The following is a 19,774-nucleotide window of genomic DNA, read 5'->3' on the forward strand; positions in this document are numbered from 1 at the left end:
GCAGACACACACAGAGAGCGGGACACACCATGCACGACCTGGTAGTTGTGGGCGCCGGCCCCTACGGACTCTCGATCGCCGCGCACGCCGCCGCGGCCGGGCTCGACCTTCGGGTGTTCGGCACGCCGATGGCCTCGTGGCGGGAGCACATGCCGCCGGGGATGTTCCTGAAGTCCGAACCGTGGGCGTCGAACCTCTCCGACCCGAAGGGCGCCTTCGGCCTCGCCGCCTACGCCGCCACCCTCGGCATGGAGGCCCGGCACGGCGTTCCGCTGCCGGTCGGCCTCTTCGCCTCGTACGGCCTGTGGTTCGCCGAGCGCGCGGCACCGGCGGTCGACGAACGGAACATCACCTCCGTACGGGCCTGCCCGGGCGGGTTCCGGCTGACCGCCGAGGACGGTGAGCAGGTCCTCGCCCGTACGGTGGCGCTCGCCGTCGGCGTGATGCCGTTCATCGACATCCCCGCGCCGCTGCTCGGGTTCGGCCGCGAGCACGTCACGCACAGCAGCCACCACTGCGACCTGGGGCGCTTCGCGGGCGGTGACGTGACGGTCATCGGGGCGGGCCAGGCGGCCCTGGAGACCGCCGCGCTCCTCGCCGAACAGGGCACATCCGTACGGCTGGTGGCCCGTTCGGCGCGGCTGAACTGGAACACCCTGCCGCCGCCCCTGGACCGCCCCGCGGGCGCGTCGGCCCGCGCCCCGCACACCGGGCTCGGCTGCGGCTGGAAGAACTGGCTCTACGCGGAGACTCCCGGCGTCTTCCGCCGGTTCCCCGAGGCGACCCGCGCCCGGATCTTCACCTCCGCGCTCGGCCCGGCTGGCGCGTGGTGGCTGCGCGAGCGCTTCGAGTCGGCGGCGCGGATCGAGGTACGGCTCGGCGAGAGCGTGGTGACGGCGGCCCCGGCGGGCGGGCGCCTGCGGCTGGAGCTGTTCGCCACCACGGGGCGGACGGAGACCGTGGAGACCGACCACGTCATCGCCGCCACCGGCTTCACCCCGGGGCTCGACCGGCTCGGGCTGCTGGAGGGCGGACTGGCCGACGGCCTGCGGACCGTGGGCCCGAGCAGGGCGCCCGAGGCGAGCGCCGCCTTCGAGTCCTCGTACCCGGGCCTCTTCCTGGCCGGCCTGCTGAGCGCCCCGTCGTTCGGCCCGTCGATGCGCTTCGTGTACGGGTCGGCCTACACCGCGGAGCGGCTGGTGGCCGGTGTACGGCGCCGGGTCGGCGCCCGGGGCGGGCCGCTCGCGAAGGTGCGCCAGCGCCAGGGAACGCGTCAGGGGCAGCTCTCCGTGAAGTGACGGACGGAGGCCGAGTCCCGCCGTGGAGCGGGGACTCGGCCTCCGTCGGGCCGCCGGGCCCGATCATGGGCCGGGCGGCGATTCCCTGCGTAACGCGGTCAGACGCGGGCCGGGACGCGGGTGCGCCGGTACAGCAGCGCACCGCCGAGGATCAGCCCGGCGCTCGCCGCCGCGGCGCCGAGGAGACGCGGGTCGCCGCCGGTGGCCGCGAGCTGCGGATCGCCGGCGGCGGGCGGTGCGGCCGACCTCGGGGCGAACAGCATGGCGGACGTGACCGCGTGCGCGCCCTCGGCGCCCGGCTCGTGGTGCGGCGGCCCGGCGGGGGAGGATGGGCGTCCGGAGCGGCTCTCCGGCGGCGTGCTGTCCTCAGGCGCCTCGTCGGGCGTCTCGTCGGGCGTCTCCGGACCCTCGGGAGCGGCGGGCCGCTCCGGGTGCGCCGGCGGCGCCCCGTTGGCGCAGGTGTTGCCGAACACCGGGTTGAGGACGCCCGCCAGGTCGGCGGAGTTGCCGCAGACGTTCACGGGGACGTCGACCGGCGCCTCGACGCTGTTGCCCCCGAGCACGCCGGGCGAGCCCTGGGCGATGCTGCTGGCCTCGCTGCCGGATCCGGTGACCGCCTGGTGGGGAGCGCCGGGGGCGCCGTACTGCGGGGGAGCGTGGTGCTCCTGAGGAGTGTCCTGCCCGTGCGGACCATGATGTTGCTGCGGCGTGTGGTGCTGCTGAGGCGCGTGGTGCTCCGGCGGCTTCGACACGTTGGCGCAGGTGTTGCCGAAGGCGGGGTTGAGGACACCCACCGGGTCCACGGTGTTGCCACAGACGTTCACCGGGATGTCCAGCGGCACCTGGACGTTGTTGCCGGACAGCAGCCCCGGCGACCCGACGGCGGCGCCGTTCGCGTCGGCGGCCTGGGCGTAACCGCCGCCCATGGACAGCACACTGGACGCCGCGGCGGCCGTGAGCAGTCCCTTGCTGATGAGGTCTCGCACTCTGTTTTCTCCTCCTGCTGCCGGCGGACCGGCCGGCCGTTGTCGCGGGTGGGAGACGGGGCCTGATCCGAAGGCCGGGCCCCGTCCCACCGAGGCCGGTCCCGGAGCGCGATCGGCACGCGTTCCGGGACCGGGAGGGGGTGTCCCGCGGGACACCCCCGGGACGTCACGGGGTCACAACGTCACTTGTTGACACACTTGTTGCCGGCGGTGGGGTTGAGGAACGCGATGACGTCGATGGTGTTGCCACAGACGTTGATCGGTACGTGGACGGGAATCTGGACGACGTTGCCCGAGAGGATGCCCGGGGAACCGATGGCAACGCCCTCGGCCTCCGCGTCGGCCATGGCGGGGGTCGCCGCCCCCAGGGCCAGGACCAGCCCGGCGACGATCGTTGCAGCCTTCTTGCACTTCATGATGGATCGAGCCTTTCCGCAGGGGCGAACACATCCGCACGACGGTCGTACGGACACGAGTGGGGGAGCCTTCGGCTTCCCGTTCGTACGCCCACTGCGGGAACTCCAACGAGACGGCGGTTCCGAGGAAACTGGCCGGTATGACGATTTCGTCCGTTTCACCCGTTCGCCCCCTTGCGGGATGTCGTTTCCTCGTCGACGGGCCAGGCGGGGAAAGGCGAACGGGCCGTACGGGGCGCCATTGCCCCGTACGGCCCGTTTGGTGCGCGCGAGCGGTGTCCGGCTGGATCAGCCGTTGGCGACACCGTTGCCGGAGAGCACCGGGATGTCGTCCAGGATGTGCGACAGCGGCTCGTCGCCCTTGGCCTGGGTGGAGTTCTCCGCGCACTGCTGGTTCTGCGGGGAGGACAGCACGTTGACGTCCTGGACGGCGACGGCGGCGAGCACGCCGACGAGCGCACCCACGTTGGCCTTGACCGGCGCGCCGACGCACAGCTTGTTGAGCGAGCCCTGGATCAGCTCCAGCTGGGGGCTCTGGTCGCCCTTGGTCACCGCATTGCCGAAGGACTCCCTGGCGCCGTTGCCGCTGAACGACGTGGTGCCGCCGTCATCGGCGATGGCGAGTGCCGGGGCCGCGGCGGCGGCGGTGATGCCGGCGACGGAGACGGCCACGGCCGCACCCGCCATAATCTTCTTGATCACGGTCTGTTCCTTTTCTCAGGAAATGCATGTGGAGCGACCTGACCAACCAGATGGCGGTGATTTTGGTTCTCCTCGGTTCTCCTGCTTCACCCGATCGGCTTGCTCCGCCCCGCGAGGTAGATCGCCGGTAATAGGCCGTTGGAGTGAAGCGCCACAACCAAACCGGTGGCGGGGAGTTGCACAGGGGGCCCCGGCGATTTTGGGGCATCCTTCAGAAGGGGACTCATCGTGATCAAGAAGGTTATGGCCGGCGCGGCCGTCGCCGCCTCCGTAGTCGGCGTCTCCGCCGCCACGGCGGCCCCGGCACTCGCCATCGCCAACGACGGCGGTACCACGTCGGCCAGCGGCAACGGCGCTGAGCAGTGGTACGGCAACTCGGCGACCTACGGCAACATGAGCCCGCAGATGGCGCTCATCCAGGGCTCGTTCAACAAGCCCTGCATCGCCCTCCCCGCCAAGGCGAACGTCGGCTCGCTGCTGGGTGTGCTGCCGATCTCGGTCCAGGACCTCAACATCCTGTCCTCCCCGCAGAACCAGCAGTGTGTCGAGAACTCGACGCAGGCGAAGGGCGACGAGCCGCTGTCGCACATCCTGGACAGCATTCCGATCCTGTCCGGGAACGGCACCGCGAACCACTGAGAAATCGGCCGTCGGGGCCGGGCTGCCGCTGTTCTCCGCGGCGGCCCGGTCTTTTTATCTGCTGGGCGGTACTCCATTAGGGGGAACCGCAGAAACTAATCCACCCGTAGGCAGTTGAACGCAATGGATTCCACCGGTGGAGTCCGACTTTCCGGAAAGGTATTTACATGAAGAAGCTGTGGGCGACCGCCGCTGTGGCCGCGACCCTTGTCGGTGCTACGGCCGCCATGGCGTCGCCGGCGCTGGCCATCGCCGATGACGGTGGTACGACGTCCTTCAGCGGCAACGGCGCCGAGCAGTCCTTCGGCAACGCGGTGACCAAGGGTGACCAGAGCCCCCAGCTCGGCCTGGTGCAGGGGTCGCTGAACAAGCCCTGCATCGGTCTGCCGGTCAAGGCGAACGTCGGGGGTCTGGCCGGTCTCCTCGCGGTCGCGGTCCAGGACGTCAATGTCCTGTCGTCCCCGCAGAACCAGCAGTGTGTCGAGAACTCGACGCAGGCGAAGGGCGACGAGCCGCTGTCGCACATCCTCGACGACATCCCGGTCCTGTCCGGGAACGGCGTCGGCAACCACTGAGAACCCAACTTTCCGGAAAGGCATTCACCATGAAGAAGCTGTGGGCAACCGCCGCTGTGGCCGCGACCCTCGTCGGCGCGACCGCCGCCATGGCGTCGCCGGCGCTCGCCATCGCCGATGACGGTGGTACGACGTCCTTCAGCGGCAACGGCGCGGACAGCAAGTTCGGCAACGCGGTGACCAAGGGTGACCAGAGCCCTCAACTCGGCCTGGTGCAGGGGTCGCTGAACAAGCCCTGCATCGGTCTGCCGGTCAAGGCGAACGTCGGCGGTCTGATCGGTGCCGTCGCGGTCGCGGTCCAGGACGTCAATGTCCTGTCGTCCCCGCAGAACCAGCAGTGTGTCGAGAACTCGACGCAGGCCAAGGGTGACGAGCCGCTGTCGCACATCCTCGACGACATCCCGGTCCTGTCCGGCAACGGCGCCGGCAACCACTGACGTCAGACGGAGGCCCGGCCCGGCGGTTCACACCGCGGGGCCGGGCCTCCGGCATGTGCGGGCTCATTTTGCATACACGGCGTATCGGATACATGATGTATTCGTTGACCGGAGCGCGAGAGAGGGTTCCTTCCATGCCGAAGTCACCGACCAAACGCCGCCCCCTCACGGTGGCCTCGCTGACCGACAGCGCGCTGGCCCTCTTCATCGAGCGCGGCTTCCACGCCACCTCCATCAGCGACATCGTCGAGCGCGCCGGTCTCACCCGGGGCGCCTTCTACTCCAACTACCGTGACAAGGAAGAGCTGTTCCTCGCGCTGTACGACGCGCAGGCCGACCGTCTGCTGACGGACCTGCGGGCCGAGGCCGCCCGGCTGGACCCGGGCGAGGACCTGCTCGACGGGCTGCTGGGCTACCTGGCGGACCGGGCCGACCGGCAGCGGCAGTGGTTCCTCGTCTCCATGGAGTTCACCCTGCACGCCGCCCGCACCCCCGCCGTGGCCGAGCTGCTGGCCGTCCACGAGGAACGCCAGGTCCAGGGCGTGGCCGGAATGATCACGGAGACCCTGGCCAGGACCGAGCTGCGCCCCACGATCGACGCCGCCGACGGGGCCCGGCTGCTCATCGCCCTGTTCAAGGGCATCAGCGCCCTCGGGTCGGCGGGGACCCCCGGGGCCGTCCCGGGGGCGCAGGGGCTCCGGGGGACCGAGGGGCTGACGCGGCGGATCGCCCCGTACCTCGTCCGCGCCCTGACCACGGCGGCGGACCCCTCCCACCCGAACGATTCCGAAGGAACCCGCGAGCGATGAGCGCCGAGCTGTCCGAGCTGTCTGATCCATCCATATCCGGCGCCGCGCCGTCCCGCGGGTTCGCCGCCGAGCTGCGGGACGCGCTCAGCGCGCGCGGTGTGCTGCTCGTCGTCGGGGGGCTGGTCCTCCAGCTCGCGTTCATCCTGTCGTACATCGGGGCCTTCCACGCGCCCTCCCCGCACCGGATCCCCCTCGCCGTCGTGGCGCCGGGCCAGGTCGCCGCGGGGACCGTCGACCGGCTGGGCGCCCTGGACGGCGAACCCCTCGCACCGCGCACCGCCGCGGACGAGGCCGCCGGGCGCGCGCTGATCCACGACCGCACCGTCGACGCCGTCCTCCTCGTGAACCCGCAGGGCACCGAGGACAGGCTGCTCGTGGCGTCCGCGGGCGGGCCCGCCGTCCCGACCGCGGTCACCCAGATCATCGAGAAGGCCGAAGCGGCGCGGGACCGTACGGTCACGACCGAGGACATCCTGCCGCCCGGGGCGGGCGACGGGCGCGGTCTCTCCTCGTTCTACCTGGCCATCGGCTGGATCGTGGGCGGCTATCTCGCCGCTGCCATCCTCGGCGTCGCCTCCGGGGCCCGGCCGGCCAACCTTCACCGTACGGTCGTCCGGCTCGGCGTCCTGGCCGCGTACGCGGTGGTCTCCGGGCTGGGTGGCGCCCTGATCGCGGGGCCCGTGCTCGGGGCGCTGGACGGCCACTTCGCCCGGCTCTGGGCGATCGGCGCGCTGACCGTCTTCGCCGCCGCGGCGGCCACCGTCGCCCTCCAGGTGCTGCTGGGCATCATCGGGATCGGCGTGACGATCCTCGTCTTCGTCGTCCTGGGCAACCCCAGCGCGGGCGGCGCCTTCCCCAACGCGCTGCTGCCGCCGTTCTGGCGGGCCATCGGTGACTACATCCCCACCGGGGCGGGCACCACCGCCGTACGCAACACCGTGTACTTCTCCGGCAACGCGCTCGCGGGACCGCTCTGGGTGCTGGCCGTCTACGCGGTGGCCGGCATCGCTGTCGCCGTGCTCGCCTCGGCCCGCCACCGGGGCGGGAAGGCCGTGGAGACCACGGAGCCTGCCGGGGTGGCGGACCGGGCGGACATGGCGAGCGGTCAGAGCGTGGAGCGGTAGAGGCCGAACTCGGCGATGCGGGCCTGCTGCCGGGAGGCGAGGACCCGCAGCCGCCAGCGGCGGGCGGTGACCGGGGCGGGCAGCAGCAGGATACGGCTGGCGCCGATCGTGCCCGTACGGGTGACCTCCGTCCAGCCCGTGGGCAACTCGGCCTCCACCACCGCCCGTTCGACCTGCTGGCCGTGGCGGATGTTCTCGGCCAGCCGGATCCGGTCGACGGCCGTCGGGCCGCCCAGGTCCAGGGTGAGCGTCCCGGTGGACGGAGCCGGGGCCGTCCACGAGGTGTCCGGGTCGCCGTCGACGGCCCGGCCCGGGTCGGTGCCGTCGCCGCCGGTCCGGGCACGCCTGGCCAGGTCCTCGGGGAGTTCGCGGCGTACGCGGTCGGCGAAGGCGCTGAGGGCCGCCACGTCCGCCGGGTCGAACTGTCCGCGCCGGTCGGGCGGGACGTTCAGCAGGAGGACCGCGTTGCGGCCGACCGACTGGAAGTAGAGGTCGGTGAGCTGCCGGGCCGTCTTGGGGCGTTCGTCCGCGTGGAAGAACCAGCCCGGGCGGATCGACACATCGCACTCGGCGGGCCACCACTGGAGGAAGTCGCTGTTCGGCCGGGCCCGGACCAGGGCGTCACGGCTGCCCTGGTCGGGGGTGTCGTACGAGAGGGCGAAGTCCGTACGGCCGTTGGCCACCGCCTTGACGGGGACGGTGCTCCACTCGTTCTCGCGGGCCGAACCGCCCTCGTTGCCGACCCAGCGGACATCGGGCCCGGAGACGGCGACGGCCGCCTGCGGGGCGAGGGCGCGGATCAGCTCGTACCAGCTGTCCCAGTCGTAGACCTCGACGTGTTCGGGCGGGATACGGCCCTGGGCGCCGTCGAACCAGACCTCGTCCACGGGGCCGTACTCGGTGAGCACCTCGTAGAGGTGGTTGAGCATATGGGCGCCGTAGTCGGTGGCGGGGAGGCGGAAGACGGGGAGCCCCGGGGCCGGGGACCCGTCCTGTCCGGCGCGGTCGTCGCCGTCCACCAGGGTGGGGATGGCGCGGGGGGTGCGGGCGCTGCCGTTGGCGTAGACGCCGTGCAGGTACTGGTTCTCGTCGGCGGGGGAGATGTACACGCCGACCTTGATGCCGTGGGCGCGCATCGAGTCCGCGAAGGAGCGCAGCACATCGCCGCTGCCCGCCTCCCAGGTGCTGGAGGCGACGCTGTGGCCGGTGTAGCGGGTGGGGTGGAGAACGAATCCGTCGTGGTGCTTGACGGTGAGGATGGCGAGCGAGAAGCCGCCGTCGCGCAGGGCGCGCGCCCACTGGTCGGTGTCCAGGCCGACGGGCTGGAAGACATCGGGGTCCTCGTCACCGGTGCCCCATTCGAGGCCGGTGAAGGTGTTCACGCCGAAGTGCAGGAACGCGGTCCGCTCCAGCCGCTGCCACGCTATCTGGCGCTCGGTGGGGCGCAGGCCGGCCGCCTTCGCCACGAGCTGGTCGGGGGTGTCGCCGGGGCCGACGGGGACGCGGGAGGCCGTCTCGTCGGCGAGGGTACGGCGGGGGGCCGCGTGCGCGGTCGCGTACGGGAGGAGGGTTTCCCCGGCGAGCGCGCCGGCCGCGCCGAGTGCGCCGAGGCCCGCCACGAACGGGCGTCTTCCGAGGGTCATGAGCGGTTTCCCTTCTGCTGCGCGGTGGTGGCGGTGGCCGTCCAGACGGTGGGCGGGCGCTGGTCCGGCGGGTACTGGACCCACCGTCCGTCGGCGGTGAGGACGACGGACATCCGGGTGATCGCGTTGGTGAGGTGGAATCCGCCCTGCGCCGGGACCAGTTGCCAGCGCTGCAGGGTGTTGGCGGCGGAGCAGACCTCCTGGGTGACCTGGCTGCCCGGCTCCAGCGGGGTGTTGAGGGTCAGCTTGCCGCTCCTGGTCTCCGCGCACCGGCCCGTGGCGGGGTCGGTGAGGGTGACGTAGCCGTCGGCGGTACGGGTGATCCGCCGGGCGGTGGCGGGCAGTTGGCCGGCCGCGTCGCGCAGCGCGTAGGTGCCGTCGGGCAGCGGGGGGCGGGTGAGGTCGGTGTGGCCCGGCGCGTGTCCGAGGGCGTTGGCGCGGGCGGTGAACTCGGCGTAGCCCGGGTCGGGGCGTGGGACGCCCCAGGTGGTCTGGGCGATGTAGCGCAGCGGCAGGAACATGCCCGCGGCGACCTCGTTCTCGGTCTCGCCGCGTCCGTTGTCGGGCCAGAGGCTGATCTTCGCGCCGGTGATCCCGGCGGTGGAGGCGACCTTCTCGCCCTCGAAGCTGCGCGGGTCCCAGCCCTGCTCGTACAGGGAGGCGGTGTTCATGTGGAAGCCGCCGCGGATGAGGTAGAGGGAGTACGAGGCGTTCATGAGCGGATAGCCCTGGGCGAGGAGTTCGCTGGGCTTGGTCCTGACGTTGAGCCAGTGCTCGACGGTGGTGCCCGCGGCGACGGGGACGGTGTGGTCGCCGGTCAGCCCGTCGTTCCAGATCCGCAGGCGTTTGCCGCGGTCGGCCGCGTAGGACTGGACGCGGTTGACGAAGTCGATGAAGGCGTCCTGCGGGGTGGCGGTGGGGCCGTACTGGCGGCGCGCGTACTCCAGGATGTGCGGGTACTTCGCGAAGTCGGAACCGAGCATGTACTCGTCCGCGCCCATGTGCCAGACGGGCGCGGTGAAGACCTCGGCGTACTCGTCCATGAGGCTGGTGTAGTAGGAGAAGGCGGCCGGGCTGGTGACGTCGAGGCGCGAGGGCTGGGCGGCGCCGTCGGAGTCGGTGAGCTGGAGATCGGGGCGGCGCTCGATCCACGGGTCCATATGGCCGGGGGAGTTGATCTCCGGGACGATCGTGATGTGGTAGCGGTCGCCGATCGCGACGAGCCGCCGTATCTCGTCCTTCGTGTAGTAGCCCCAGGCGTTGGCCTCCGGGTGGCTGTCGCTCTTCACCTTCAGCTCCAGCAGCAGCTGGTTGAGCTTCAGGTACGCCATGTCGCGGACCAGGTTCTCCAGCCAGTCCGGGGTGATGTGGATGTAGCAGGCGCAGACGCCCACGCCCCGCTCCTTGTAGGCGGGTACGTCGACGGTGCGGCCCGCGGGTACGCGGTCGGCGTTGGCGAGGAGCTGGAGCAGGGTGCGGGTGCCGTAGAAGGCGCCGGCGGCGGTGGCTCCGGTGATACGGACCCGGTCGGTGACGCCGAGTTCGTATCCCTCGGCCCCCAGGGTGGCGCCCCGCCCGGGGTCGGTCGCGATCAGGATGTCCCCGGGGCGGCCGCTGCCGCGTACGGCGGCGACGGGGACGGTGCCCCGGCCCGCGGCGCCGAGGTCCTCGGCGAGGGTGTCGGCGGTGCGGCGCGCGGCGGCGTCGCCCGGGGGGACGACGAGCCGGGTGGCGCCGGTGAAGGTGAACTCACCTGACTGCGCGGTCCAGTTGGTGAGGGCGGGGACGGTACGGGGAGCGGTGGCCTGGGTGGCGGCCTCGGGGGCGGCGGCGGCGGTGGACGGCGCGGCGGGTGCGGCGGGCGCGATCCCCGTGACCAGCAGCAGTGCTGTCACGAGGACCCCGGTGAGCCGCGCTATCCCTCGGATCTTTGATGAGGCGGATGTTGTTCTGGCACGGTGGAGCATGGATACGGCACCTCCTGAGGAATCAGGTCATCCGATGTGTACCCCTCGGAGGTGGCTGATGCTCCACTGCTCGCCCTCAAGTTGGCGGCTGGTCCTGCTACTTGCCCGACGGCTGGTTCGACGGCCTGCCCGTCAGCGCCGCCACGGCGCGGATCAGTCCGGCGCCGGCCAGCAGCGCGGTGACGACCCAGAACACCCAGCCGGTGTCTCCCTGGTAGAGCCGGACCGCCCAGACGGTGAGGACGACGGCGGTGATGACCGACTCCAGCCGGGCGGAGCGCGACCACCAGGCCCGGGGGCCCGCGTGCTCGGCCAGCCGGAGCGCGTACACCGCCACGGAACCGAACTCCTCCGCGGGTGAACTCCCGCTCACGGCAAGGTGGTCACGGGCCTCGGCGACCAGCTCGGTGGCGCGGCGGCGCGGCAGCTTGTGGCGTCCCCGCAGCAGCGCTTCGAGCCGGCGCAGCCACTGCTCGGGGTCGGTGGGGTCGGCGGGCTCGGGCGGCGCGGTGGCGGACCCGTCGTCCTCGGGCCTGAGCCGTACGGTCAGGGCGTGCAGCGCCACGCAGACCGGGAGCAGCGCCAGGGTCGGGAAACGGGTGAGCCGGTCGTCCGGCAGCGAGAGGAGGGCGAGCGCGGCCCCGACCACCAGCACGGCGGCGCCGCCACCGGCGACGGCGGCGCTCCGCAGCCGCCCGTCGGCGTGGCGCCCGAGGGCGAGCCAGCAGAGCTGGGAGGCCCCGATGATCAGCGCGATGCCGCTCAGCCCCGACACCGTCACGTCGAACCAGAGGCCCGTCTCGACGAGGGTGAAGACGGCGAAGAGCGCCAGCATGCCGGTGAGGGCGATCAGACCGGTGGACCAGTAGTACGAAGGTGCCCGGAAGGCCCAGTCGCGCCGCGCCCGCTCCTCGACCGGCACCCGGTCGCGGGCCGCCTGGACGGCGAACTCGTCGGGCGGGCCGAACGCCTCCTCGGGGTGCAGGCCGGTCTCGGCGCAGTGCGCGGTGACCTCGTCGAGTATCTCGGTGATCGTGGCACGGTTCATGCCGGGCCGACCTGCCAGCCGGTACTTCAGCCGGTCCGACCACTGCTCTGCCGTCATGCTGTGCGTCTCGGTCATCGTTTCTCCTGAAGCGATCGCTCCGGTGCCTGTGATGCGTGCGATGAGTGTGGTGCGGGTGGTACGTCCGGTGCTTGGGTCAGCAGTCCGTCCATGAGCACCGAGAACCGGGCCCATTCCGTCCGCTGCTCCCCGAGCCGCTTCCGGCCGGCCGGGGTGAGCGCGTACACCTTCCGGCCGGGACCGCCCTCCCCCGGCTCCCAGTTCGCGCTCACCACGCCGTCCCGCTCCATCCGGCCCAGCACCGGGTAGAGCGCGGCGCCCTTGACCTTGCCGAAGCCGTGTTCGTCCAGCCGCTGGGCCAGCGCGTAGCCGTGGCCGTCGCCCTCGGCGAGGACGGCGGCGAGGGCGAGTTCGAGCGCGCCGCGCAGCCAGCCTGCCTGCCAGTCCACCGGTTTCCCCGGCATGCGGCCTCCCGTCGTCCTTGTCTCGTTGTCGAGTAGACGCGTAAATCGACTAGTTCGAATTCAGACTAGCAGAGGGGGTGGGTGCGTCGGCGGGATCCAGGAGCGCGGACGCGGCCCGCGCCCGGCGACCGGGTAGGCTGCCCGCCTGTTCTGTGCGACGGAAGATGATGTTTTGTACACCGTGACCAGCGTGAACGTGAACGGGCTCCGCGCCGCCGCGAAGAAGGGCTTCGTGGAATGGCTCGCGGCCACCTCCGCCGATGTGGTCTGCCTCCAGGAGGTACGGGCGGAGCCCCACCAGCTCCCCGACGCCGTTCGGGCGCCCGACGGCTGGCATGCGCTGCACGCGCCCGCCACCGCCAAGGGGCGCGCCGGGGTCTCGCTCTACTCGCGCCGGGAGCCGGACGCGACCCGGATCGGCTTCGGCAGCGCGGAGTTCGACGCGAGCGGGCGGTACGCGGAGATCGATCTGCCCGGGATCACGGTCGCGAGCCTCTACCTGCCGTCGGGCGAGGTCGGCACCGAGCGGCAGGACGAGAAGATCCGCTTCATGGACGCGTTCCTGCCGTACCTGGAGGGGCTGCGCGAGCGCGCGGCGGCCGACGGGCGCGAGGTGGTCGTCTGCGGCGACTGGAACATCGCCCACCGGGAGGCCGACCTCAAGAACTGGAAGGCCAACCGCAAGGCCTCCGGCTTCCTCCCCGAGGAGCGCGCCTGGCTGACCCGGGTCTTCGAGGAGCCGGGCGCGGGGTACGTCGACGTGGTGCGCGCGCTCCATCCGGATCAGGAGGGCCCGTACTCCTGGTGGTCCTACCGTGGCCGCGCCTTCGACAACGACTCGGGCTGGCGCATCGATTACCACGTCGCGACGCCGGGGCTGGCCGGCCGCGCGGTGAAGGCGTACGTGGAGCGGGCCGCGAGCCACGCGGAGCGGTGGAGCGACCATGCGCCGGTGACGGCGGTGTACGACCTGTAGGCGGCACGGCGGTGTACGGCCTGCAGGCGGCACGGCGGTGTACGGCCTGCAGGCGGCACGGCGGTGTACGGCCTGCAGGCGGTGGCGGCCGTCGGGTTCCGGGGACCGCCGTCAGGTTCCGGAGGTCCTCGGTCCGGTCGCCGTGGGCGGTATCAGTCGGGCCGCGCCGGGCGCAGGCGGCGGTCCAGGGCCATCGACAGCTCCGCCTCCACCACGCTCCGCGCCAGCGGGCGCAGCTTCGCCGGGTCCGACGCGGGGGCGTGGGTGCGGAGGACCGCCGCGAAGAGGTCGGCCATCGCGTCCGCGTGGGCACGGACCTCGCGGGCCGCCGCCAGGACCGCTGAGAGGGGGACGCCCTCGCGGACCAGGGCCGAGGAGACGTCCAGCAGGCGGCGGCTGATGTGGACGATCTCGTCGCCGTCCGTGGCCAGGTAGCCGAGTTCCAGCGCCGTCGCCAGGTTCTCCGGGGTGACCCCGTCCCCGAAGTGGTCGGCCAGTTCCTCCGGGGAGAGTCGTACCGGGGTCTCCTCCGTCGGTTCGCCGGGCCCGAGGCCGAGGACCTCGCCGACGTCGCGTCCGCTCTCGAAGGTGGTGGCGAGGTCCGCGATCCCGGTGAGGGTGTGGCCGCGTTCCAGGAGCGCCGCGATGGTGCGGAGCCGGGCCAGGTGGTGGTCGTCGTACCAGGCGATCCGGCCCTCGCGCCGGGGTGCCGGGAGGAGGCCCCGCTCGCGGTAGAAGCGCACGGTGCGCACCGTGATGCCCGCGGCGCGGGCCAGCTCCTCCATGCGGTATTCCATGCCGGGCAGCTTAGGGCGTACCGCCGGTAACTTGCTTTGGTCCGACCCCTACCCATGGGTAGCCGACTGCTCTACCCTCACCATCGTGCCAGTGATCGCTGGCGCGGTGGCGTGGGATCGGAGGGTGGCCGTGGACGGGCACGACGAGCGCCGGCACGTACGGGTGGCCGTGATCGGATCCGGATTCGGCGGGCTCGGCGCCGCCGTCCGGCTGCGCCGGGAGGGGATCACCGACTTCGTCGTCCTGGAGCGCGCCGGCTCCGTCGGCGGGACCTGGCGGGACAACGACTATCCGGGGTGCGCCTGCGACGTACCCTCGCACCTCTACTCGTTCTCCTTCGCGCCCAACCCCGACTGGCCGCGCACCTTCTCCGGGCAGCGCCACATCAGGGCGTACCTGGAGCATGTCGCGGACACCTTCGGGCTCCGGCCCCATCTGCGCCTGGGGCACGAGGTGCGGCTGATGCGCTGGGACGGTGACGCCCGGCACTGGGAGATCGAGACCTCCCGGGGGAGCCTCACGGCGGACGTCGTCGTCTCCGCGACCGGGGCGCTCTCCGACCCCAAGGTCCCCGCGATCCCCGGGCTCGACGGCTTCCCCGGGAAGGTCTTCCACTCGGCGCGCTGGGACCACGGTTACGACCTGCGCGGCAAGCGCGTCGCCGTGGTCGGCACCGGCGCCTCGGCGATCCAGATCGTGCCCGCGATCCAGCCCGACGTGGCGAGGCTGACGCTCTTCCAGCGGACGCCGGCCTGGGTGATGCCGCGCGCCGACCGCGCGATCACCGGCGCCGAGCGCGCCCTGCACCGGAGCCTGCCCTTCACCGGGGCGGTGCGGCGCTCGGTCCTCCGGGGCATCAGGGAGGTGCAGGTGCAGGCCTTCACCAAGCATCCGAACCAGCTCGGGCTCGTCGAGTCCCTCGCCCGGGCCAACATCGCCCGGGCGGTCAAGGACCCGGTGCTCCGGGCGAAGCTGACGCCCTCGTACCGCATCGGCTGCAAGCGCATCCTGCTCTCCAGCGCCTACTATCCGGCGCTCGCCCGCCCCAACGTGGATCTCGTCGCCTCCGGGCTGGCCGAGGTGCGCGGCTCCACGCTGGTCGCGGCGGACGGTACGGAGGTGGTGGCCGACGCGATCGTCTTCGGGACCGGCTTCCACGTCACCGACCTGCCGGTCACCGAACGGGTGGTGGGCGCGGACGGCCGGACGCTGGCGGAGTGGTGGAAGGACGGCATGGCGTCGCTGCGCGGCGCGACCGCCGCCGGGTTCCCCAACTGGATGACGATCATCGGCCCCAACACCGGCCTCGGCAACTCCTCGATGATCCTGATGATCGAGGCCCAACTCGCCTACATGGCCGACTATCTGCGGCAGCTCGACGCGCTGGGCGGGCGAGGAGCCGTACTGACGCCGCGCCCGGCCGCCGTGGCCGCCTGGAACCGGCGGGTGCAGGAGCGCCTGCGCCGCACGGTCTGGAGCACGGGCGGCTGTTCGAGCTGGTACCTGGACGCGGGCGGCCGCAACACCACGATGTGGCCGGGTACTCCGGGCGAGTTCCGGCGTGCGACGCGGGAGGTCGATCTCGCCGAGTACGAGGTGATCCGACCCGGTCCCGGGCCCGGCGGGGAGGCGACCGCCGCCGGCACTGGCGGGGAGGCGACCGCCGCCGGTCCCGGTGGGCGGGCCGTGACGACGCCGGAGAAGGAGGCCACGCGATGAGCCGGCCGCGCCGAATACGGGAGGCGGACGGGGAGCGTGAGCCGCGCGGCGGGTCCGGGCCGTACCGCGAACGCGAACTGTCCGCCGTCTCCGCCGACGGCACCCGTATCCACGTCGAGGTCCATGGCGAGGACGGCCGGCCGGCGGTCGTCCTCTGCCACGGCTGGACCTGCTCGGTCCGCTTCTGGGCCGCGCAACTCGCGGACCTGGCCGCCGACCACCGGGTGATCGTCTACGACCAGCGCGGCCACGGCCGTTCGGCGGTACCCGCTCCCGCGCACCCCGCCGGCTACTCCACCGGCGCCCTCGCCGACGATCTGGAGGCCGTGCTCCGCCTCACTCTCGCACCGGGCGAGCGCGCCGTGCTCGCCGGGCACTCCATGGGCGGCATGACGCTGATGGCCGCCGCCCGCCGCCCCGTCTTCCGGGAGCACGCCGCCGCCGTCCTGCTGTGCGGTACGGGCAGTTCGCGGCTGGTCCCGGACGCCCGGGTCCTGCCGCTGCCCGCCGGCCCCCTGCGCACCCGGATCACCGGGGGCCTGCTCGGCGCCGCCCTCCCGCTGGGGCCCGTCACACCGCTCTCCAGGAAGCTGCTCCGGTACGGGACGATGGGGCCGGGCGCCGCGCCCGAACGCGTCGCGGAGTGCGCCCGCCTGGTGCACGCGTGCCCGCGCGCCGTCCGGGTCGCCTGGGCGCAGGTGCTCCGGGAGCTCGATCTCGACGCCGAGGCGCGGGAGTTGCGTGTGCCCGCCGCCGTCGTCGCGGGCGCCGACGACCGGCTCACCCCGCCCGTCCGCGCCCGCGCGCTCGCCGCTCTGCTGCCCGACTGCACCGGGCTCACCGTGCTCACCGGGGTCGGGCACATGACGCCCGTGGAGGCGCCGGAGGCCGTCACCGCCGCGATCCGCGCACTGGTCACCACGTACCTGGGTCCGGAGAAGGAGGCCATCGCATGAGCGGTATGAGTGGTATGGGCGGTATGAGGGGCATGAAGGGTGCCGCGAAGAGTGTGAAGGGTGCGCGGAGCGCGAAGGGCGTGAAGGGCGTGTCCGCCGGCCGGCTCGACGGGCAGGTCGCCGTTGTCACCGGCGCGGCGCGCGGCGTCGGGGAACTCCTCGCCCGCAAGCTCTCCGCGCGCGGTGCCAAGGTGGCGCTCGTCGGCCTGGAGGCGGACGAGCTGGAGGCGGTCGCGGGCCGGCTGCACACCGAGTGCGCCCACTGGTACGCCGATGTCACCGACGACGCGGCGATGGCGCGGGTCGCCCAGGAGGCCGGCGAGCGCTTCGGGCGGGTGGACATCGTCGTCGCCAACGCGGGTGTGGCGGCCGGGGGCCCGGTCGAAGGCTCCGACCCGGACGCGTGGCGGCGCGTGATCGAGGTGAATCTGATCGGCGGCGCGGTGACGGCGCGCGCCTTCCTGCCCGCGCTCCGGCGCAGCCACGGCTACTTCCTGCAGATCGCCTCGCTCGCCGCGATCGTCCCGGCGCCGATGATGAGCGCGTACTGCGCCTCCAAGTCCGGCGCCGAGGCGTTCGCGCACTGCCTGCGCGCCGAGGTCGCCCACCAGGGCGTCCGGGTCGGCGTCGGCTACCTGTCCTGGACCGACACCGACATGGTGCGCGGCGCGGACCGGGACACCGTACTGCGCGAGCTGCGGCAGCGGCTGCCGTGGCCGGCGAACCGTACGTATCCGCCGGGCCCCGCCGTGGACCGGATCGTCGCCGGGATAGAGCGCCGCGCGCCGCAGGTGTACGCGCAGTGGTGGCTGCGCGGGACACAGCCCGTACGGGGGTATCTGCCCGGAGTGATCGCGCGGGGTGCCGGGCGCGAGCTGCGGCGCTTCGGGCCGCGCCTGGCGGAGATGGGGCAGGGGCTGGTGGGCGCGGGAGGGGCGGCCGACGAGGCGGCGCGCGGGCGCCGCGCCGCCGGGGGCACGCGCGGAGCGTAAGGAGATACCGAAATACCGAAATGCCGAAAGGCTGAAAGGTCGAAATGCGGAGAATGTCCGGGCGTGTCAGTCTGGTCGAGGCCCCACCTGGGCGCCTCCCCACACACGTTTTCCCTTTTCAGGAGTGACATTCCATGGGCATTGCCGACCAGTTCAAGGACAAGGCGCAGCAACTCGCGGACCAGGCGAAGGAAGCGAAGGCGGCGGGCAACCGGGACGACGCCTCCGACCATGCCTCCGACGCCGGGGACCGCGCGCGGGACGCGGGCGACCGGGCCCGGGACGCGGGCGACCGGGCCCGGGACAGGGCGCAGGACACGCGTGACGAGATGGACGACCCCTTCGACTCCTGAACCGGCGGGAGAGGAGGAGAGGCGCACCCGGCCCGCCGGGTGCGCCTCTCGCCGTTCGGATCTCTCGCGGTTCGGAGCGGGTGGCGTGGGCGGCTCAGCCGCGCGGCGGCAGCTTCGGGCGGCGCAGGTCGGGGACCGCCCCGTACCCCGGCGGGGTCGAGGCGGGATGTCCGGCCAGCAGGTCCAGCGCCACCCACACCGCGTCGTCGAGCTGAGCGTGCCGCCCCTCCGCCCAGTCGAGCGGGGTGCGCAGCGCCTCGATGTCCGGCTCCACGCCACGGTTCTCGACGGACCAGCCGTACGCGTCGAACCAGGCGGCGTTCATCGGCACCGTGATCACCGTCCCGTCGCAGAGCCGGTGCCGGCCCGTCATGCCGACCACCCCGCCCCAGGTGCGCTGGCCGACCACCGGACCCAGATCGAGCAGCCGGAACGCCGCCGTGATCATGTCGCCGTCGGAGGCCGTCGCCTCGTCCGCGAGCGCCACGACCGGACCGCGCGGCGCGTTCGAGGCGTACGAGACGGGCTGCGCGTCGCGGGTCAGGTCCCAGCCGATGATGCGGCGGGTGAGCTTCTCCACGACGAGTTCGCTGATGTGGCCGCCCGCGTTGCCCCGTACGTCCACGATCAGCGCGGGGCGGGAGACCTCCAGGCGCAGGTCCCGGTTGAACTGGGCCCAGCCGGAGCCGCCCATGTCGGGGATGTGGAGGTAGCCGCACCTGCCGCCGCTGATCTCCCGCACGACCTCGCGGCGCTTGGCCACCCAGTCCTGGTAGCGCAGCGGCCGTTCGTCGATCAGCGGGACGACGGCGACCCGGCGGGGCCGGCTCTCGTGGACGGCGGGCGAGCCCTCGCGCTCGGCGGGCCGGAAGGTCAGCTCGACCGTGGTGCCCCCGGCGGCGGCGAGCAGCGGATAGGGGCCGGTCACCGGGTCGACGGGGCGGCCGTCGACATGGGTGAGGACGGCGCCCTCGCGGATCCCCGTACCGGCCAGCGGGGAACGGGCCTTGGAGTCCGAGGAGTCGCCGGGCAGGATGCGCTTGATCATCCAGTCCCCGTCCCTGCGGACGAGGTTGGCGCCGAGCAGGCCCATGGGGCGCTGGTAGTGCGCCGGGCCCTCGTCGCGGCGGGCGGGGGTGACGTACGCGTGGGAGGTGCCCAGCTCGCCGAGGACCTCGCGGAGCAGATCGGCGAACTCGTCGGGGGAGGCGACCCGTTCGACCAGCGGACGGTACTGGTCGAGCACCCCTTCCCAGTCGATGCCGCACATCCCGGGCTCCCAGAAGAACGCCCGGATGATGCGCCCCGCCTCGGCGTACGCCTGCCGCCACTCGGCCTCCGGGTCGACGTCGTGCAGGATCCGGCGCGGATCGAGGAAGACCGTCGAGTCGAGGTCGCCGAGTTCGGTCGCGGGTACGGCGCGCAGCTCGCCGTCGTCCACGACGACGAGGCGGGTGCCGTCACCGCTGGGCGCGAACCAGTCGAGGTGGGCGACGAGTTCGCTCTTGCGGGCCCGGACGATGTCGAAGTGTTCGAGGGTGGGGCGGCCCGACATGTCGGCGGGGTTGGCGAAGGTCTCGCCGAGCGCCCCGGAGATCGGCCAGCGCAGCCAGACGAGACCGCCGCCGCTGACGGGGTGCAGGGCGGAGTACTTGGAGGCGGTGACGGGGAACGGCGTCACCCGGTCCGCGAGCCCCTCGACCTCCACGGTCACGGCGACCGCCCCGTCGCCCCCGCCGACCAGGTCCCCGCCGAGCGGATCGAGCCCGCCGGCGGCCGTGGCCGTGCGCCTCTCCGCACCAGCACGTCTCGCGCGTGCCGAGGGTGGCGCTCGGCGGAGTCCGGTCACGGTCC

The 19,774-nt window shown here is 72.8% G+C and carries 20 protein-coding genes; 11 read left to right on the forward strand and 9 right to left on the reverse strand.

The annotated features are described in order from the left end of the window. Positions 1–29 precede the first annotated feature (29 nt). Positions 30–1,298 (forward strand): FAD-dependent oxidoreductase, encoded by a 1,269-nt coding sequence (locus AB0P17_RS24145; RefSeq protein ID WP_365813967.1) that lies wholly within the window; start codon positions 30–32, stop codon positions 1,296–1,298. Positions 1,299–1,396: 98 nt separating this feature from the next. On the opposite strand, the gene AB0P17_RS24150 is transcribed toward AB0P17_RS24145, so the two are convergent. The 3 genes from AB0P17_RS24150 to AB0P17_RS24160 form a co-directional block, all read right to left on the reverse strand. Continuing rightward, complete coding sequence (locus AB0P17_RS24150) at positions 1,397–2,284, reverse strand: chaplin (protein ID WP_365813968.1); 888 nt, start codon at positions 2,282–2,284, stop codon at positions 1,397–1,399. A 182-nt stretch (positions 2,285–2,466) separates the two neighbouring features. Beyond that, on the reverse strand, positions 2,467–2,700 hold the full coding sequence (locus AB0P17_RS24155; protein ID WP_365813969.1) for a chaplin: 234 nt from the start codon (positions 2,698–2,700) through the stop codon (positions 2,467–2,469). Positions 2,701–2,988: 288 nt separating this feature from the next. Beyond that, entirely contained in the window at positions 2,989–3,399 is a 411-nt protein-coding gene (locus AB0P17_RS24160) for a rodlin (protein ID WP_365813988.1), read from the reverse strand. 231 nt (positions 3,400–3,630) lie between these two features. Between AB0P17_RS24160 and AB0P17_RS24165 the strand changes: the two genes are divergently transcribed. The 5 genes from AB0P17_RS24165 (at position 3,631) to AB0P17_RS24185 (ending at position 6,986) form a co-directional block, all read left to right on the forward strand. Beyond that, a complete protein-coding gene (locus tag AB0P17_RS24165; RefSeq protein WP_365813970.1) occupies positions 3,631–4,041 on the forward strand; it encodes a rodlin in 411 nt (136 codons plus the stop codon). Positions 4,042–4,208: 167 nt separating this feature from the next. Beyond that, complete coding sequence (locus AB0P17_RS24170; RefSeq protein ID WP_365813971.1) at positions 4,209–4,616, forward strand: rodlin; 408 nt, start codon at positions 4,209–4,211, stop codon at positions 4,614–4,616. Between the two features lie 29 nt (positions 4,617–4,645). Continuing rightward, positions 4,646–5,053, forward strand: coding sequence for a rodlin (locus AB0P17_RS24175; protein WP_365813972.1), 408 nt, complete (start codon positions 4,646–4,648; stop codon positions 5,051–5,053). A gap of 134 nt (positions 5,054–5,187) precedes the next feature. After that, the gene (locus AB0P17_RS24180) at positions 5,188–5,862 is read left to right on the forward strand and encodes a TetR/AcrR family transcriptional regulator (protein ID WP_365813973.1); all 675 of its coding nucleotides are present in this window, start codon (positions 5,188–5,190) and stop codon (positions 5,860–5,862) included. Continuing rightward, positions 5,859–6,986 carry an ABC transporter permease gene (locus AB0P17_RS24185; protein ID WP_365813974.1) on the forward strand — a complete coding sequence of 376 codons (1,128 nt, stop codon included), beginning with the start codon at positions 5,859–5,861 and terminating at the stop codon, positions 6,984–6,986. The genes AB0P17_RS24180 and AB0P17_RS24185 overlap by 4 nt, the downstream gene beginning before the upstream one ends. Here AB0P17_RS24185 and AB0P17_RS24190 read toward each other — a convergent pair. From AB0P17_RS24190 to AB0P17_RS24205, 4 genes are all read right to left on the reverse strand, one after another. After that, a complete protein-coding gene (locus tag AB0P17_RS24190; RefSeq protein ID WP_365813975.1) occupies positions 6,968–8,629 on the reverse strand; it encodes an alpha-L-fucosidase in 1,662 nt (553 codons plus the stop codon). The genes AB0P17_RS24185 and AB0P17_RS24190 overlap by 19 nt on opposite strands. Further along, positions 8,626–10,524 carry a family 20 glycosylhydrolase gene (locus tag AB0P17_RS24195; protein WP_365813976.1) on the reverse strand — a complete coding sequence of 633 codons (1,899 nt, stop codon included), beginning with the start codon at positions 10,522–10,524 and terminating at the stop codon, positions 8,626–8,628. Before AB0P17_RS24195 ends, AB0P17_RS24190 begins: the two co-directional genes overlap by 4 nt. Before the next feature lie 169 nt (positions 10,525–10,693). Continuing rightward, a complete protein-coding gene (locus AB0P17_RS24200; protein ID WP_365813977.1) occupies positions 10,694–11,719 on the reverse strand; it encodes a hypothetical protein in 1,026 nt (341 codons plus the stop codon). Continuing rightward, positions 11,716–12,126: a PadR family transcriptional regulator gene (locus tag AB0P17_RS24205; RefSeq protein WP_365813978.1), complete on the reverse strand. Its 411-nt coding sequence runs from the start codon at positions 12,124–12,126 to the stop codon at positions 11,716–11,718. The genes AB0P17_RS24200 and AB0P17_RS24205 overlap by 4 nt, the downstream gene beginning before the upstream one ends. 172 nt (positions 12,127–12,298) lie before the next feature. On the opposite strand from AB0P17_RS24205, the gene AB0P17_RS24210 reads away from it, so the two are divergent. After that, on the forward strand, positions 12,299–13,102 hold the full coding sequence (locus AB0P17_RS24210) for an exodeoxyribonuclease III (protein WP_365813979.1): 804 nt from the start codon (positions 12,299–12,301) through the stop codon (positions 13,100–13,102). Positions 13,103–13,254: 152 nt separating this feature from the next. Here the strand turns inward: AB0P17_RS24210 and AB0P17_RS24215 are convergent, their stop codons facing one another. After that, the gene (locus AB0P17_RS24215; protein ID WP_365813989.1) at positions 13,255–13,887 is read right to left on the reverse strand and encodes a MerR family transcriptional regulator; all 633 of its coding nucleotides are present in this window, start codon (positions 13,885–13,887) and stop codon (positions 13,255–13,257) included. A gap of 142 nt (positions 13,888–14,029) precedes the next feature. Here AB0P17_RS24215 and AB0P17_RS24220 point away from each other — a divergent pair, with 142 nt between their 5' ends. The 4 genes from AB0P17_RS24220 to AB0P17_RS24235 all read left to right on the forward strand — a co-directional run bounded on the left by AB0P17_RS24220 (position 14,030) and on the right by AB0P17_RS24235 (position 17,920). Beyond that, a complete protein-coding gene (locus tag AB0P17_RS24220; RefSeq protein ID WP_365813990.1) occupies positions 14,030–15,619 on the forward strand; it encodes an NAD(P)/FAD-dependent oxidoreductase in 1,590 nt (529 codons plus the stop codon). Beyond that, positions 15,616–16,575 carry an alpha/beta hydrolase gene (locus tag AB0P17_RS24225; RefSeq protein ID WP_365813980.1) on the forward strand — a complete coding sequence of 320 codons (960 nt, stop codon included), beginning with the start codon at positions 15,616–15,618 and terminating at the stop codon, positions 16,573–16,575. The genes AB0P17_RS24220 and AB0P17_RS24225 overlap by 4 nt, the downstream gene beginning before the upstream one ends. 89 nt (positions 16,576–16,664) lie before the next feature. Next, positions 16,665–17,567 carry an SDR family oxidoreductase gene (locus tag AB0P17_RS24230; protein WP_365813991.1) on the forward strand — a complete coding sequence of 301 codons (903 nt, stop codon included), beginning with the start codon at positions 16,665–16,667 and terminating at the stop codon, positions 17,565–17,567. Between the two features lie 134 nt (positions 17,568–17,701). After that, entirely contained in the window at positions 17,702–17,920 is a 219-nt protein-coding gene (locus AB0P17_RS24235; RefSeq protein WP_365813981.1) for a hypothetical protein, read from the forward strand. Positions 17,921–18,014: 94 nt separating this feature from the next. On the opposite strand, the gene AB0P17_RS24240 is transcribed toward AB0P17_RS24235, so the two are convergent. Further along, the coding region (locus AB0P17_RS24240) for a S41 family peptidase (RefSeq protein WP_365813982.1) at positions 18,015–19,774 on the reverse strand (1,760 nt) is incomplete at its 5' end.

Origin of the sequence: Streptomyces sp. NPDC088124, from assembly GCF_040685895.1 — a bacterium.
Lineage (GTDB): Bacteria > Actinomycetota > Actinomycetes > Streptomycetales > Streptomycetaceae > Streptomyces.